Raw genomic sequence first — 16,826 nt, forward strand, 5'->3', positions numbered from 1 at the left:
TTATTATTCTTCAGCTGATTTACAACCCTGTTTTTGACGCTCTGCTGAAAGTTCTACACGTTTTCTCTCTGCATCTCTTAACATTTTCTTTTTATTATGACTCACCGTAATCCCCGGTACTGGCATTGCTTGAAGCTTTTCTTCTAAATGGAAAGCACTGGTATTCTTTACCATAATCATAAATTCATACAGTTCGATTAGTTCTTTATCAAGCCCATCACATACATCAGACGACGTATCAGGTGTACTTGCCACTGCATTTTTCTCAACCACTTGAGTAGTGCCAGAAGATCTAGGGGTTGTATCAGTATATTTTTGACTTTCTACTTCAAGTTCTGCATTTTTTTTCTGTTCAATACTGAGTGTTTGTTCTTTCTTCTCATTCATTGTGATTGCTGGTGCCGGAAGTGCTACAGCTTTTTCTTTCATATCGACAGTACCGATAGTGTTTACCTTAGTGGTCAATGGATCTGCTTTCATCATTTTTTTATCACTATCTGCTGATAGTTCAGTCACCGACACAGGTTTTTCTGCCACTTCTTTTTTATCTGGTATGTCAGCAGTGTGTATAGGCATAGGTGTTTGACAACTGTATGCTTGGCGTTCTACCGTATACTCTGCATATTTTTTCTTTGCATCTTTCAGCATCTGCTTTCTATTATTGCTGACTGTGATCCCCGGTACCGAAAGTGCCGCGGCTTTTTCTTCCAAATGAAAAGCGCTGGTATGGTTGACCATGACGATAAATTCATCCAACTTTATCAGTTTTTTATCGATAGTATCACATCGGTTAGATAAGAGAGCAGCTTTACTTACCACTGCCATTTGTGCAGTGCTTGTATGTATAGAAGATTCACAACCGTATTTTTGATGCTCTGCAGCATACTCTGCATATTTTTTCTCTGCATCTTTTAGCATTTTTTTTCTATTGGTACTGACTGTGATCCCCGGTACTGTCAGCGCAGCAGCTTTTTCTTCTAAATGAAAAGCACTGGTGTTTTGTACTACTTCAGTAAATCTATCCAATCTCACCACTTTTTGATCGATCACAGCACAAGGATCAGAAGATAAAGATGGGGGTCCTACTACAGCCATTTTATCAGTCATTTGACCACTGCAGGCAGTCAACAATGTTGTAACAACAAGAGATGAAAGTGTGTAAATAAGCCTTTGTTTCATAAGAGGTTCCTTTAAAAAATAGTATAGTTGAAGTACTTCAAATAAACGCTATGTCTGTAGGTATCATTACTGCAAACGATTTTGGGTCACTTCATCAGGTTCAACTTCACATAACATTGTATCTTGTCCGCAATGACGGCAAGTTGTTCTCACAGTAAAGAAATACCAGCCATTTTTGTCTTTCAATAGGGAGTTACCGCACTTAGGACAGGTGATACGGCTCTGAAGTATAGCAAAGACCATTGCTACTCCTAGCTGAAGTGTACTATGTGTATAAAAGATTGACAAGATGATAAAAAGACCGACCATTACACCTAGGAGAATATACTTAATATATGCGGGGATACATTTCATCATTCTATTTCCTTTTTATTTGTAAATACTATTGTAACACAATGGACTTGCATCTAACGGTATGCCTAGGATTCTCTTTCTTTCTCATTGGTATTGGATTCAAGGGTTGTTAAGAAGAAGCTTGCGAAGTCACATGACTGACTGAACAAACTCCCATAGATCAAATAGGAGAACTTACTCCCACTCGATGGTTGCAGGAGGCTTAGAGCTGATATCATAAACCACTCTATTGATCCCGTCAATTTCATTGATGATCCTTCTACTCATGCCCTCAAGTACATCATGCGGGACATGTGCAAACGTAGCTGTCATACCATCTACTGACTCTACCATACGGATACAGACCGTATTGTCATATGTACGGTTGTCCCCCATCACTCCTACAGACTGTACATTCAGCAGTACGGTAAATGCCTGCCATACTTTGTCATAGTAACCTGTTGCTTTGAGTTCCTCTTGCATGATGGCATCTGACTCACGAAGCAGTCTCAAAGCCTCTTCATTGACTTCACCCATCACTCTTATGGCAAGACCTGGGCCAGGAAAAGGGTGTCTGCCTATCATATGCTTTGGAAGTCCAAGTTCAAGACCCAGTTTTCTTACCTCATCTTTAAAGATCTCTCTCAGCGGTTCAACCAGTTCAAATGTCATCCAGTCAGGAAGTCCACCTACGTTATGGTGAGATTTGATCGTCTTTGATGGCCCTTTGACCGAGACCGACTCGATGACATCTGTATAGAGCGTTCCTTGTGCCAGGAAACTTACATCTGTATGTTTCTTTGCTTCTTTATCAAACACTTCAATGAACTTCTCACCGATCGCTTTTCTTTTTGTCTCTGGGTCCGTTACCCCTGCCAATGCTTCCATGAACTCTTGTTTTGCATCGATCGTGATCAAAGGTATACCGACCAATTTAAACATATCCTGTACCTGCTCTGCTTCATCTTTACGAAGCAGTCCTTGGTCCACAAATACACAGATCAGTTGTTCTTTAGGTAATGCTTCGTTGAGCATAGCAGCAACAACAGAAGAGTCTACTCCCCCACTTACACCACAAAGGACTTTTCTGTCACCCACTTGGGCTCTAATAGCAGCGATTTTCTCTTTGGCAAAGCTCCCCATGTTCCAAGTACTGTCACAACCACAGATGTGTTTAGCGAAGTTCTTCAACATCGCAGTACCCTCAACAGAGTGATGTACTTCCGGGTGGAATTGGAATGCATAGATGTTTCTACTCTCATTAGCTATAGCTGCATACGGTGAGTTTTCACTGGTTCCGATCACTTCAAAACCATCAGGTATACGTTCTGCTCTATCACCATGACTCATCCATACGATAGAGTCATTTGAGATATTGTTGAAGATACCGCCATTGTTTTCTATGTGAAGTTTTGCTTTTCCGTATTCATGATGATCCGCTGCAATCACGCTTCCGCCAAAGTGCTGTGTGATAAGCTGCATACCATAACAGATACCCAAGATAGGTAGTCCCAGGTCCCACACGCCATCATCTGGTTTATACGCATCTTCCGCATAAACAGAAGCCGGGCCACCAGAAAGGATAATACCTTGCGGCTTTCTGGCCTTAATGTCTTCAATACTCTCACGATACGGTACCACTTCTGTGTACACACCACTCTCTCTCAGTTTTCTAGCGATAAGCTGCGTATATTGTGATCCGAAGTCTAAGACTAATATAGGTACTTGTTTCATCATCTTTCCTTGTATATGTATGGTTAAATCTTTCAAAAAAAACTTAACTATAAAAATACGTTTTTAGTAGTTCTAAGGGATGTTCAGAACTACTAATTCCATAAACCAAACCTACGTAAGGTTACGCGCCTATTCCAAGTATAAGAAACTGCACATACCAGACAGAGACAGATACGATATAACCTACCAGTACGGTCCAAGCCAGTTTTAAATGTGCACCAAATGTATAGATACCATGAAGTTTACCCATGACACCCACACCGGCAGCAGAACCAAACGAGATAAGCGAACCACCCACACCAGCCGTAAGTGTTACAAGCATCCATTGTGCATGTGCAGAAGCACCCATGTCCGGACTTGACTTAAGTACTGCTGACATCACAGGTACGTTATCCACGATTGCAGAAAGGAATCCTACCCCGATATTCACGGTAGTTGCACCAAACTGAGAATAAAGTGCCGTGAAATATTCTAAGAAACCTAAAAAGTGAAGCCCGCCAACCGCAGCTAAAATACCAAAGAAGAAAAGCAGTGTATCATTTTCAATTTTAGCAATGAATGAGAAAACATTGACCGGAGGACATACAATACCATCACTATCATATCTTACTTCTCTGCTCATTCTATAAATATAGAGTTTAAGCACAGCCAAACCGAACATCATTCCCCACATTGCAGGCAGATGAAGCACTTGATGCGAGAGAACTGCTGAAGCAATGGTTAAAGCGAAAAGACCCATGATCACTTTTCCACCTGCAGAAATATACACCTTTTTTTCATCAGCTGCAAATGGTGGTGTACCGTTCGGTACAAAACGGCTCAATAGAAATGCCGTGACAAACCAGCCCAGTATAGATGCAGGGAAAAGATAAAGGAAATCAACAAATGCCCCCTTGCCATCAACCCATACCATCAATGTAGTGATATCACCAAACGGTGACCAGGCACCACCTGCATTTGCCGCAACAACGATATTGATCGCGGAAGGTACAATAAAGGCTTTATTCGTCTTATCAATGGTGATCAATACCGTTGAAAGGATCAATGCTGTGGTGAGGTTATCGGCAACAGGAGAAATGAAGAAAGCCAAAAGACCTGTGATCCAGAACAGTTTTTTATAGCTATACCCTTTAGAGACAAGATTGTAACGTAAAGCAGAAAACACATTCCTATCGATCATCGCTTCAATATAGGTCATAGCCACATAAAGGAAGAAGAATATCCCTGCGATCTCATAAATAAGCAACTCTATTTCGTGGTGCAGATGTGCCCCGTCTAAACCATTGATAGCATAATAGACACCGATCAACATAAAAATCATTGTTCCTGCAAAAAGTGCCGGTTTTGCTTTGTTTATAAGGTATTTATCTTCCGCTGCAATAAAGTAGTATCCTACGACAAATATGATAAGTGAAGCGATCCCCACCCATGTGGTTGTCAAATCTGTGTGTAATATCTCTGTGGTCATTAATTGTTCTCCTAATTCTTTGGTATGCCATATCTGTCCATACATGGAACGTTATAAAGACTCTATATAGTGCGAGCCCAAAGACTCTTTTCTCGCAAGTGCTGCATCTACAATGGCAGAAGCAGTATTTAGTCTAAGTTTAAGTAATCTGCCTATCTCTTTATTTTTCATATCATAAATGAGATTTTTAGCTTCATGCAAACCTTTTCTTGTCCTGATAATCCCTATATCATCCCACATCACTTGACGCAATTTTTGTTTATAGATTTTATCGTTTTCTTTGTGCAGAATATTACCGTAATCTTTCTCAAAAAGAGGTGTTTTCATGGCTTTATGCTCTTTGGAAAGCAGATGGTCCACTGCACGTTTTGCAAAGACCACCCCTTCAAGCAGTGAATTGGATGCAAGACGATTTGCACCATGCACACCTGTTCTAGCGGCTTCACCTATGACATATAGGCCTTCCATACCGTCTATACAGCCATTGGTATCGCATTTAATACCCCCGTTAGAGTAGTGAAATGCAGGAGAAATAGCGATCTTATCTTTCGGAAATTTATAGCCAAGTCTGGCAAAAGTATGTGTGATATTAGGGAAACGATGTTCAAACCATTTCTCTTCGAACATGGAAAAATCAAGATAAGCTTTTTGTCCCGTTTTTCGCTTATGATTGAAAATACCGCGAGCCACAATATCACGACTGGCCAATTCTCCTCTCTCGTCATAATCAAACAAGAAACGTCTTCCCTCTTCATCCACTACATGTGCACCCTCACCCCTAAGTGCTTCAGTCAGTAACAGTTTTCTTGCAAAAGGGGTCTCAACAAATACCGTAGGGTGAAACTGCATAAATTCCATATCGGCAAGTTCTATACCTTTTTCCACACAAATACCATGTATATCAGCACTAACGGTACGGGAGTTTGTATTGTACGCATAAAGAGAGCCTATACCTCCAGAAGCGATGATCACATCATCCGCATAGATGGTCGTAGGTTCATAATTGACCGTTGCTTTGACTCCAAAACATCTGCCATTGTCTATAAGCAGATCATACACCAGTGTATTTTTCTGAAGTTGGTGTTTGTTTTGCACCATCATAAAGTAGTGCATATAACGCCCCGTAGCATCTCCTCCAGCATGGATAATACGCTCTACAGAGTGTGCAGCCTCTTTCGTATATAATATGTTCCCCACTTCATCTGTATCAAACTCCATCCCTCTAGAAATGATGTCAGGCGTGGTCTCCAGTGAAGTACGTGAAAGTATCTCCACAGCCTCTTTATTATTATGATACGAACCTGCAGCCATGGTATCTTCGACATGAAGAGGAATATCCGCTTCATTCAAAGCGGTTGTCATACCACCCTGGGCATAAAACGTGTTACACTCCCAAGGGATGTCTTTACAGACTACTAAGACTTTTTTACTTGCAGGTAGCTGCATGGCTGCATAGAGTCCTGCTATACCTGCACCTATGATCAATACATCATACTTCTGCATCTTTAACCTTCTGTCTTCGTACTTGTATTGTTCTCTACAGTCTCTTCTACATAGACAGGGTCAGTTTTGTAGCCACACCCTGTTAAGATGATACAGCAAAGTGATGATATAATCGCTTTATGAAAAAAGCCAATATAATTTTGTCTCATTTATCTTCTCAGCCTCAGTTTAAATCATTAAAACGGCAGGAGTGTTACCAAAAGTTTATCGATCTTCTGAGTCCCAAATGGCAAAAAGCTATTGCTTTTGTATACATCAAAGATGAAACACTCTTTATAGCAGTCACACACCCCGGTTTTAAAATGGAACTTAATTATAATAGAGATTTATTAAAAACCCTATTAACACAGCTTAACGAACATGATGAAGCGTGTAAGATGATGCAGGCTGAAAAAGTTGTGGTATTTCATAGCAAGTATTATGCGATGCCTCAGGAAAAAGTCTCTTATGTCAGTGTCCCGCATTATCATGAACGCGCCAAGGGAAATTTTGAAACACCTTCAGATAACGAACTCAAAGAAAAATTTGAACGTATTAAAGCCATAGTCACATGCAATCAGTAATCCAAGATCTACCCGCCTCTGCAGGCGTTTACCAGTATTTTGACACAAACGGCAAACTGCTCTATGTAGGAAAAGCCAAAAACCTTAAAAACAGGGTCAAAAGCTATTGGCGTTTTTCTCCTGAATTCAGACCCAATCCTACGCAAAGTTCTCGCATCATCAAAATGCTCTATGAAGCCAGTAGACTTGAGTATATCGTAGTTGAAACAGAAGAGGATGCACTCATCCTGGAAAACTCGCTGATCAAGCAGCTCAAACCCAAATACAACATTTTACTTCGTGATGATAAAACCTACCCCTACATATATATCGATGAATCTGTCGCATATCCCAGATTTGAGATTACTAGAAAGGTCATCAAAGGAAAAAACATTACCTACTATGGCCCTTTCCCTACCGGTGGGAAAGCCTTGCTTGATGCACTCTATGAGGTCTATCCGCTTGTACAAAAAAAGTCTTGTTTAAAAGAAGGAAAAGCCTGTCTTTTCTACCAGATCAAAAAGTGTCTGGCACCCTGTGAAGGAAAAGTATCACCTGAAGCCTATGGAGAGATCGTCACGCAGGCCAAAACATCCATTGTCAAACGTAAAGATCTACTCTCTGCCCTTGAAGAGAAGATGACAAACCTTGCTATGCAAGAACGTTATGAGGAAGCAGCGGCTATGCGCGACAGCATCAATGCTATCTCTTCACTCACCATCTCATCGAACATCGATTTTGCAAATGCAATGGACCTTGATATCTTTGCCATACTTAATGGTGATGAAAAAGGAGTGATCGTCAAACTCTTTATGCGCGGAGGAAAGATCATCTCATCCTCATACTCCTACTTCAGACATACACATATTTTTGATGAGAATGAAGCCTACAAACAAGCTTTATTGGAATTCTATACCATCGATACCCCTAATATAAGCAAACAGATCCTTACGGCCCATACCTTTGAAGACTCAGAACAGGTGGCACACAGTCTCTCTGCCCGCTTTAACAAAAAAATAGAGATACTTACCCCTCAACGCGGCCCTAAAGCCAAACTGATCTCTCTAGCCCTGCAGAACTGCGAAGAGTTATTGCGTAAAACGCAAAGCGATACGCTCATGGAACAAAAAATAGCAGATCTCTTTGACCTTTCTGTCATTCCTTACCGTGTAGAAACTTTTGATAACTCTCATCTTATGGGAGCTGCTACCGTGGGTGGTATGGTAGTCTGGGATGAAAACAAATGGGATAAAACAGCATACCGACGATACATCCTGCATGAACGTGATGAGTATGGACAGATGAAAGAGATGCTCTCCAGACGGATAGAGAAGTTCAAAGAAGAACCTGCTCCAGACCTATGGATACTTGATGGAGGACAAGCCAATCTCAATCTTGCAAAAAAACTTCTAAAAGAAGCCCATGTCAATCTTGATGTCATAGCTATAGCCAAAGAGAAGCTCGATGCCAAAGCACACCGTGCGAAAGGTGCGGCCAAGGACATCCTTTATACCTCCCATGGTGTTCTTGAGCTCAAAGCAAATGACAAACGTCTGCACTGGATACAGCGCCAAAGAGATGAAGCACACCGTTATGCCATCACCTACCACCAAAACAAAAACGTAAAGAGGATACACAAATCTCACTTCTGAATAAAAAAGGCATAGGTAAAGCAACCCTCAAAAAGTTGATCGACTATTTCGGAACATTTGAAGCCATAGAGAATGCATCTTACGAAGAAATAGAAAAAGTTACGAATAAAAAAATCTCTAACATTATTAAAAATTATAATCTATAAACAACCATAATTTAATATTTTTTACTAAAAAACTTCTTAATTCAATCTATTTTTAGTTTAGTTGTTATAGAGTTTTAGCAGTGCTATTATGTTTGCAGTATTTCCAGACAACAATGTTCTAGTGCATCTTATGTAATACATAACGTTAAATTAAAAGCTAAACTCATTGTGAAGTGAGGACAGAAAGCCATGGGTCTTATAAAGATTGCCAGGCTGCAAACAGTAAACTTTATGATTGTAAGTTTATTGGAACTACACTTCTTACACTACACACTACAAAAGGGGGGAGAATAATACAATGAATAGACCTGATCCAATTGATGAAGAGTATATCTTTGAAAAAGGCTTGATCGTAAGTTCTACAGATCTTAAAGGCATCATTACATACGCGAATAGAAAATTCTGTGAAATAGCAGGATATACCAAAGATGAACTCGTAGGCAAAAATCACAATATCGTCAGACATCCAGATATGCCAAAAGCAGCATTCAAAGAACTTTGGGACACGATACAGGGCGGAAAAGAGTGGACCGGTATCGTAAAGAACCTAAGAAAAGATGGCAGATATTATTGGGTTTATTCACATATTTCACCTATCATCGTTGATGGAGAGATCACTGGTTATACTGCAGCCAGAAGACCGGCATCTGAAACAGAAGTAACAGAGACAATTCCTATATACAGGGATTTATTAGAAAAAGAAAGTAATTAAAGAGAGGTTGTCAACAAAATGTACTATATACTAAATGAAACAAATCAAATTATCGCTGCAGATAAGAGTCTATTGGAATTATGCGGTTTATCGCATATAGATGAATTATCATTAAAAATTGCATTAGGCGATACAAGATTTGATTTATCCGAAACAGATATCAAGATCACAACAGGTCAAGATGATACAATGTTTCCGGTCTCTAAAACTTCCCTTTCAAGTATGCTTGGTCGTATCACATTGGTTGAAATCCAAACAGAAGAGGAAAAAGCTGCTGAAGATGATCTATCGGTATTAACGCTTGATGATACTATAGAAAATATCGCACCTCTCGAAATAGAGGAAAGCAGTGAAGAAAAAGAAGTGGCTATCGATGACAACGAACTCTTTGATCTTGTCATGGAAGAGGAAACAGAAAGTATCACTCCTCTTGGTAGTCAAGATACAAGTAAAGAGGCGGAGCTTGCCATAGAGGATAACGAACTCTTTGACCTTGTTATGGAAGAGGAGACAGAGCGCAGTGTTGAAACGGTAGAAGCACCACTCGATATTATGACCGAAGATACAGAGATCCTTGACTTGGGCTTATCCGATAAAGAAGAGGAAGTAGCTAGTGAGAAAACTGTGTCAGAAGAGAGTGCTGAAATTCTTGTAGATATCGATAAAGTGTGTCAACAGATCGGTATTTCTCATGAAGACTACGATACATTCCTCAATGAATATATCGATACGGCACTGGGACTTGAGCAGGATCTACAGAGTGAAGAGAGTACAAAACGTTCCAATGCTGTTGCAACACTTTCCCATCTTGGTGAGGTATTACAACTACCGGTTATCGGAGACATCATAGCCAAAATAGATACTGTACCTGCAGATGAGCTAAAAGCAACTGTAGAATCTTTTTACGCAACTCTCTCAAGAATCACTACAACACCAACTTCTCAAGCAGAACCTGAAATGACACTCCTTGATACCCAAGAAGAAGATAAGATGGATCTTTTCGATGTAGAAGAAAAAGAAGTTGAACTAGAAGCGCCTATCAATGAAAAGGGATTTGGTACGATTTCACTTGAAGGTATCAAACCTATTCACTTTGACTTTCAACTTGAAGAAGCTGCTAATGATCTCTCTTTACCGGTTGACCTTATTGAAGAATTTGTACATGATTTTATCGAGCAATGTCATATTGAGACCAAAAATATGCTCAAAGCCTATGAAGAGGGCGATCTGGATGCCATTCAGAAAATAGGACATCTGCTTAAAGGTGCAGCAAGTAACCTTCGTATCAATCCACTCTCTGATACGCTCTATAAGATACAGTTTTGTGAAGACAGCAGTACTTTAGAAGCTTTGATCAAAGACTATTGGGGACACTTTTTGTCTTTCGAAATTCAAATAAATGCGCTAGCAAAATAAAAGGAAATACACTATGACTATACGTAATAGACTCAAACTTATTGGTCTGGTACCAATTTCTCTACTCATTCTACTATCAAGTTATTTCTTTGTAACTTCATATGTAAACTATGAAAAGGCTAATGCACTGAAAACGACATTGATCAACAATGGTGCTTTGGACAAATCACTTATCGAAATCGGTAAAGAGAACGGATTAACAGCCTTATATCTTGGAAGCGATAAGAAAATGTATGCGGATGCACTTATCAAACAACGTGAGAAACTAGATGAGTCTTTTGAAAACCTCAAATATGAAATCATCACAGACAAAAAGGTATACCTTCCATTCTTAGTTGAACTATTAGAAGGAGGGGCGGCAAAAGCATTAGACCCTTATACACTGCTAGTAGCCAATATAGATAAACTTCCCGAAGCCAGAAAAAAGATAGATGCTGAAAATGTAGATTTTAAAACGACGTTTTTTCAAACCTATAGAAACGGTCTATCTACACCAACGCTTGACAAGATCCTGATACTTAAGAAGTATGCACTTGATACAGATATTTCAGGACTGATCGATACACTTACACAAATTTATACAGCTCAGGAGTACAGTGGACTTGAAAGAGGATTTATTGCATATTATATGGCAAAAAGATCTTCTCTCTCATTTGAGGAAATTGCATTATGGGATGAATTCAAAACAAAAGCACATATTTTTGATCTCAAACAGGTAAACAATGATGCATTGCGTACACAACTGGAAAAAGTCCTCTATAACGATCATGCCAAAGAAGTGATGAATGACCTGGCTCTGACATCATCTGCGATCCAGACAGATATCGATAACGGTGACTATGCAGAAGAAGTTATGGACTGGTTTGCATTGCAGACACAGAAGATCGCACTGCTTTCAAAAGCAGAACTCGTGGTTTCAAATGCTCTATGGAAAAAAAGTAACCTCTATCTTGATAAACAACTTTTGCTTCTTGCTATCGCAGGCGCTATCTGGTTGCTGAGTTTTATTTTGGCCTACCTGGGGTACACAACAGCAAGAGATATTACAAGAAACATTAAAGAGCTTGAAGACGTATTGAACAAAGCGGTTGAAGAGATGAAAGCCAGTGATCAATACCTTGCATCAGATTCACATGCGATTGAAAATATCGACCTTGATACGCATGAAGGTACAAAAGAAGCCTATAAATTCCTTGAGGACCTTGTTGAAACAGCAAAAGATGATAAACTTATTGCCCTCCAGGCCAATGAAGCAAAATCACTTTTCCTCGCAAACATGTCACATGAGATTCGTACACCTCTGAACGGTATTGTTGGATTTACAGAGATCTTACGTAGTACGAATCTTACTGAAGAACAAGAAGAGTTTCTTTCAATTATTGATAAAAGTTCTGAAAACCTTCTTAGTATTATCAATAACATTCTCGACCTTTCAAAAATTGAAAGTAACAAGGTCGAGATTGAAAGTATCGTATTTGATGCAGCTGAAGAGTTTGAGAGTGCAGTTGAGACCTATGCAGTTGCAGCAACAGAGAAAAATATTGACATGAACTACTACATGGATCCAACGATTTCTGCAAAACTCAAAGGTGATCCGACGAAGATCAAAGAGATTGTGATTAACCTTCTTTCCAATGCCGTTAAGTTTACAAGTTACGGTGGAGAAGTCAATCTTGATATTGTCAAAGAGACAGATGAAAATGGTGTGAATAGAGTGAAGTTCAGTGTTAGAGATAACGGTATTGGTATGACCAAAGACCAACAATCTCGTATTTTTGATGCCTTCTCTCAGGCCGATGTATCGGTCACAAGAAAGTATGGTGGTACAGGTCTAGGTTTGACTATTTCTAGTCAATTCGTTGAACTTATGGGTGGAAAACTTGAACTTGAAAGTGCTAAAGACTACGGTACAACATTCTTCTTCTCACTACCATTAGAAGAGGTTGCATCTACTGAGGTTAATTATGAAAATGCATTCAACGATCTTGTCCTAGGTAAATATGAGCAGGATGTTCCGACAAAACTAGACAAAAATCTAGAAAAATGGTTTGAATACTTTGGACCAACTGTCAAACATTTTGAATCCATAGCTGAACTCAAAGAGCTTGATTACAATGATACCTGTAAGAACTACTGGATCGATATTGACAAAGCAAGACAAAACATGCTTGATGCTATTGAAAATATGGATAAATCGAAACTCATTATTATTGCCAATGTTACAAGCCGTAATAAGGTTGAAGCACTGGATATTGATCAAAGCCATGTTCTCTTTAAGCCGGTTACACTCAGTAAACTAAAAACTGTCTTGAACAATACTGCGACTATAGCGCCTCAGCGTATTGAAGAAGCAGCAGCAGTACAACAGACCAGATTTGATGCTAAAGTATTAGTGACAGAAGACAATATTATTAACCAGAAACTTATTAGACGTATACTTGAAGAGCATGGGATTACCGTGGATATCGCAAATAACGGTCTTGAATCCTTTGAAAAACGTAGAAGTGGTGATTATGACCTCCTCTTTATGGATATTCAAATGCCTGTGATGGATGGTATTGAAGCGACACATGAGATCCTTGACTATGAAGAGGATGAAGAGTTAGCACATATCCCGATCGTAGCTTTAACAGCCAATGCCCTTAAGGGTGACAGAGAGCGATTCTTGGCCGAGGGTATGGATGAGTATATCACTAAGCCTATTGAAACGACTGAACTACTTTATATACTTAACAAGTTCTTATCAGACAAAGCAATTGGCGAAACTGCAGAAGCTACCAAAACAGAAGAAACAGTGGTTGAAACATCTGAAGAGAGTATCACTCCGACAGCTGAGATCTCTGATGAACCAGAACTCACGCTTGACGAGCCTGCAGTAGAGAATATTGAAACACCTAAAAAAGAAAAGATCCTGATTGCTAAAAAATTATTGCTGGCTCGTAGAGTTTTAGCAAAAGTTTTGGAAAATCTAGGACATGACTATGATACATTGGATGATATGGAGATGTTAGAGAACACATTGGCATCAGGCGACTATGATATACTCTTTACTGATACAGACCTAGTTACAGAAAGTATCAGCCACTCTAATGGAAATGTAGCTATAATTTCATCAAGCAATACAAATGCTCCTCAAGAAGTCAATGTACAAAAGGGTGAAACCATCTCAAGTACTGCTTCTAAAGAAGAGATAGAAAACATAATCACAAAGTATAGAGGATAAGAAACATGGCATTAAAAGTACTTGTTGTTGATGATGACTTCATCAACAGAAAGCTCATACAGACTCTTTTAAAAAAGAATCCAAAAGTAACAGAGATCATAGAGGCAGAAAATGGGTCTGACGCCTTAGATAAAATGAAGAAAGATCCTAGTATCAATATGATACTCTTGGATATTATGATGCCAGTTGTGGATGGGATAGAGTTTTTGAAGATCTTTAGATCTGATATGAATAATGCACATGTACCTGTTATTGTACTCTCTACGGATGATACACGTAAAACAGAAGTCTATGATAATGGGGCAAACGACTTCTTGCGTAAACCTGTTATGCAAGATAATCTCTATGAAAAAATAGACCAGTGGGCAAACTAACTGATCTCTTACAACAATAAATCCTACCAGCCATAAGGCTGGTTAAACTCTATAAAAAATCGCCTTATTATACAAATATCTCTTTCAATACTTCTTCAATACGAGACACCCCAATAACTTCTACATTATTCTTTACTTCATCAGGAATATCATCCAGATCACGTTCATAGTTCTTCATTGGGATGAGCGCCTTTTCAACTCCTGCTTTGTACGCAGCGATCAATTTCTCTTTGAGCCCACCTATAGGCAATACTTTTCCTGTCAGTGTGACTTCACCGGTCATAGCGACTTTATTATCTATCTTTTGTCCGCTTAAGATGGAAGCGATGGCACTTACCATGGCGATACCCGCACTTGGGCCATCTTTCGGCGTTGCTCCTTCAGGTACATGGATATGGAGGTCATAACGCTTATAGACTTCACTTGGATCCACTACGATACGCTCTTCTCTCTCTTTTGCACTATGAGGAATGATGGAAGGAGAGATAGGTAGTTCTCCATTGTCTATCAATATCTTCACAACAGAATGTGCGATACGCACAGACTCTTTCATCACATCACCTAAACTACCGGTAAGCTGTAATGCTCCCTTACCTTTGATCTTAATGGCTTCAATGGTTAAAACATCTCCCCCCACCGCTGTCCAAGCCAAACCACTGACAATTCCGACTTGAGGCTTACTGTCTACTTGCGATATCTCGAAGACTTTTTTGTCTGTAAACTTCTCCAGGTTCTTTCTTGTGATGCTTATCGACTCTTTTGTTTTATCTTCTAGTAGTTGTCTTGCACCTTTTCTCATTAAGCCGGCAATCCTACGGCGTAAATTCCGTACCCCAGCTTCTCTGGTATATTCATCTATCAGTGTTTTTAGTGCTTTATCTGTAATGGAAAACTCTCTATTCTTTAGCGCATGTTTTTTCAGTTCCTGAGGTATGAGATAGCGCTTTGCGATCTCAAACTTCTCTTTAGGTGTATAGGAGTTCAACCCTATAAACTCCATCCTGTCACGCAGTGGTGCAGGTATACGTCCCACGTCATTTGCAGTCGCAATAAAAATAGCTTTACTCAGATCAATGTTGAAATTGAGATAATAATCTCTATACTTACTGTTTTGCTCCGGGTCAAGTATCTCAAGCAGCGCTGCAGTAGGGTCACCTCTCATGCTGCGTCCTACTTTATCTATCTCATCAAGTACGATGACCGGGTCCATGCTTTTGGCTTCTATCAATCCCTGCACTAAACGTCCAGGCATTGCTCCTACATAGGTTCTTCGGTGTCCTCTCAGTTCATTAACATCTTCAAGTCCACCCAGTGCCATACGCACAAGCGGTCTTCCCAATGCCGTAGCGATGGAGTTGGCAAGTGAAGTTTTACCTACACCCGGAGGTCCTGCAAAACAGAGTATGACACCTCCAGTCTCTTTTTGTTTGATACCTCTAAGCTCTGCCAATTCACGAACGGAGAAAAACTCAACGATACGCTCTTTTGGTTTTTCCAAAGAGTAATGGTCTTTATCGAGCTCAAGTGACACATCTTTCACACTGAGATTTTTCTTGGTTAACTTTCCAAATGGAAGTTCAAGTACCCATTCCAGATAACTCTGAAGTACATTGGCATCAGCAGAGTCAGGATGCATACGGGCAAAACGGTCTAACTGTTTGCTGATCTCTTTAAACGCATCCTCTTGCATATGAGGCTTGAGTTCTGCTATCTTTTCTCTAAAGTTAGCGATCTCCTCTTCCCTTTGTGTATCCATACCCAACTCTTGCTGTATCTCTTTGAGCTGTTCTTTAAGGAAATACTCTTTATTGGTCTGTTCTATCTTCGAATGCACTTTTGTACGTATCTCACGCTGCACTTTTGCAGACTCTATCTGAGAGGTGACTATGTCAATGAGCCCCAGGAGACGTTTTTCTATATTCATCTCCACATAAAGAACATAAGCGACTTCTTTATCCAGTTTCAACATAGAAGAGACCAAGTCTGCGATACGGTTCGGCTCATCATTTTCCTCTATGGTACGTACAAGATCCGCAGGGATTTGACTGTTCAGAGCAGAAAGTTTTTTGACCTTGTCTCTGAGAATATCCATCAACGCATCTGCTTTAAGCTTATTATAACTCTCTAACGTGACCACATCTATCACAGCACGGTTAAAAGGACCTTCTTGAGGTTCAACGATCTTTCCACGGGCAAGTCCCTGGAAAAGTATCTTGACCCTGCCATCAGGTATATGTACTTTTCGCATGATCGACCCGATCACTCCTACTTTATACATAGTATCAAAATCATGTGTACCCTCTTTACCAGGCATAGAAGAAGTCACAAAGAGTAACGAGTTATTTTCCATAGCATCGGCTGCTGCATCGATATCTTTTTGGTCTGTAAGAAAGATGGGACTTATCATAAATGGGTAGAGGAAAAGTTCATCCTCAACCACTATAGGCAAGGTAGTCGGAAATGCATCATAATCACTGAGTTGCATAATGTTGCTCCTTTAAAAATATTAAATTTTGTTTTATATATCAAACACACCCTTAAAAG

General features: G+C 39.7%; 12 protein-coding genes, 1 pseudogene and 1 riboswitch. Of the genes and pseudogenes, 6 read left to right on the top strand and 7 right to left on the bottom strand.

The genetic code is table 11. The features are described from left to right. Positions 1–3: 3 nt before the first annotated feature. The 6 genes from SULAR_RS06295 to SULAR_RS11255 all read right to left on the bottom strand — a co-directional run bounded on the left by SULAR_RS06295 (position 4) and on the right by SULAR_RS11255 (position 6,366). Positions 4–1,179 carry a hypothetical protein gene (locus tag SULAR_RS06295; RefSeq protein ID WP_008244151.1) on the bottom strand — a complete coding sequence of 392 codons (1,176 nt, stop codon included), beginning with the start codon at positions 1,177–1,179 and terminating at the stop codon, positions 4–6. Between the two features lie 66 nt (positions 1,180–1,245). Then, the gene (locus tag SULAR_RS06300) at positions 1,246–1,536 is read right to left on the bottom strand and encodes a hypothetical protein (RefSeq protein WP_008244153.1); all 291 of its coding nucleotides are present in this window, start codon (positions 1,534–1,536) and stop codon (positions 1,246–1,248) included. 171 nt (positions 1,537–1,707) lie between these two features. Beyond that, entirely contained in the window at positions 1,708–3,246 is a 1,539-nt protein-coding gene (gene guaA, locus SULAR_RS06305) for a glutamine-hydrolyzing GMP synthase (protein WP_008244154.1), read from the bottom strand. Between the two features lie 121 nt (positions 3,247–3,367). Next, positions 3,368–4,714 carry a sodium:proton antiporter NhaD gene (gene nhaD, locus SULAR_RS06310; RefSeq protein ID WP_008244155.1) on the bottom strand — a complete coding sequence of 449 codons (1,347 nt, stop codon included), beginning with the start codon at positions 4,712–4,714 and terminating at the stop codon, positions 3,368–3,370. Positions 4,715–4,765: 51 nt separating this feature from the next. Further along, positions 4,766–6,217, bottom strand: a complete 1,452-nt coding sequence (gene nadB / locus SULAR_RS06315) for an L-aspartate oxidase (protein WP_008244156.1) — start codon at positions 6,215–6,217, stop codon at positions 4,766–4,768. A gap of 2 nt (positions 6,218–6,219) precedes the next feature. Further along, positions 6,220–6,366, bottom strand: coding sequence for a hypothetical protein (locus SULAR_RS11255; RefSeq protein WP_188084890.1), 147 nt, complete (start codon positions 6,364–6,366; stop codon positions 6,220–6,222). Between SULAR_RS11255 and SULAR_RS06320 the strand changes: the two genes are divergently transcribed. From SULAR_RS06320 to SULAR_RS06345, 6 genes and pseudogenes are all read left to right on the top strand, one after another. Then, a complete protein-coding gene (locus SULAR_RS06320) occupies positions 6,358–6,780 on the top strand; it encodes a DUF721 domain-containing protein (protein ID WP_238536368.1) in 423 nt (140 codons plus the stop codon). The two genes, SULAR_RS11255 and SULAR_RS06320, sit on opposite strands and share 9 nt — an antisense overlap. After that, positions 6,768–8,557 (top strand): annotated as a pseudogene (uvrC, locus tag SULAR_RS06325) (excinuclease ABC subunit UvrC). The gene SULAR_RS06320 and the pseudogene uvrC overlap by 13 nt, the downstream one beginning before the upstream one ends. A gap of 146 nt (positions 8,558–8,703) precedes the next feature. Then, positions 8,704–8,778, top strand: a riboswitch (cyclic di-GMP riboswitch). Positions 8,779–8,855: 77 nt separating this feature from the next. Further along, a complete protein-coding gene (locus SULAR_RS06330) occupies positions 8,856–9,269 on the top strand; it encodes a PAS domain S-box protein (RefSeq protein WP_008244164.1) in 414 nt (137 codons plus the stop codon). An 18-nt stretch (positions 9,270–9,287) separates the two neighbouring features. Next, positions 9,288–10,685, top strand: coding sequence for a hypothetical protein (locus SULAR_RS06335; RefSeq protein ID WP_008244166.1), 1,398 nt, complete (start codon positions 9,288–9,290; stop codon positions 10,683–10,685). Positions 10,686–10,698: 13 nt separating this feature from the next. Then, the gene (locus SULAR_RS06340; protein WP_008244168.1) at positions 10,699–13,908 is read left to right on the top strand and encodes an ATP-binding protein; all 3,210 of its coding nucleotides are present in this window, start codon (positions 10,699–10,701) and stop codon (positions 13,906–13,908) included. 5 nt (positions 13,909–13,913) lie between these two features. Then, entirely contained in the window at positions 13,914–14,282 is a 369-nt protein-coding gene (locus tag SULAR_RS06345) for a PleD family two-component system response regulator (RefSeq protein ID WP_008244170.1), read from the top strand. A 67-nt stretch (positions 14,283–14,349) separates the two neighbouring features. Here the strand turns inward: SULAR_RS06345 and lon are convergent, their stop codons facing one another. Next, positions 14,350–16,767: an endopeptidase La gene (gene lon, locus SULAR_RS06350; RefSeq protein ID WP_008244172.1), complete on the bottom strand. Its 2,418-nt coding sequence runs from the start codon at positions 16,765–16,767 to the stop codon at positions 14,350–14,352. Between the last annotated feature and the right edge of the window lie 59 nt (positions 16,768–16,826).

The organism is Sulfurovum sp. AR (genome assembly GCF_000296775.1).
GTDB lineage: Bacteria > Campylobacterota > Campylobacteria > Campylobacterales > Sulfurovaceae > Sulfurovum > Sulfurovum xiamenensis.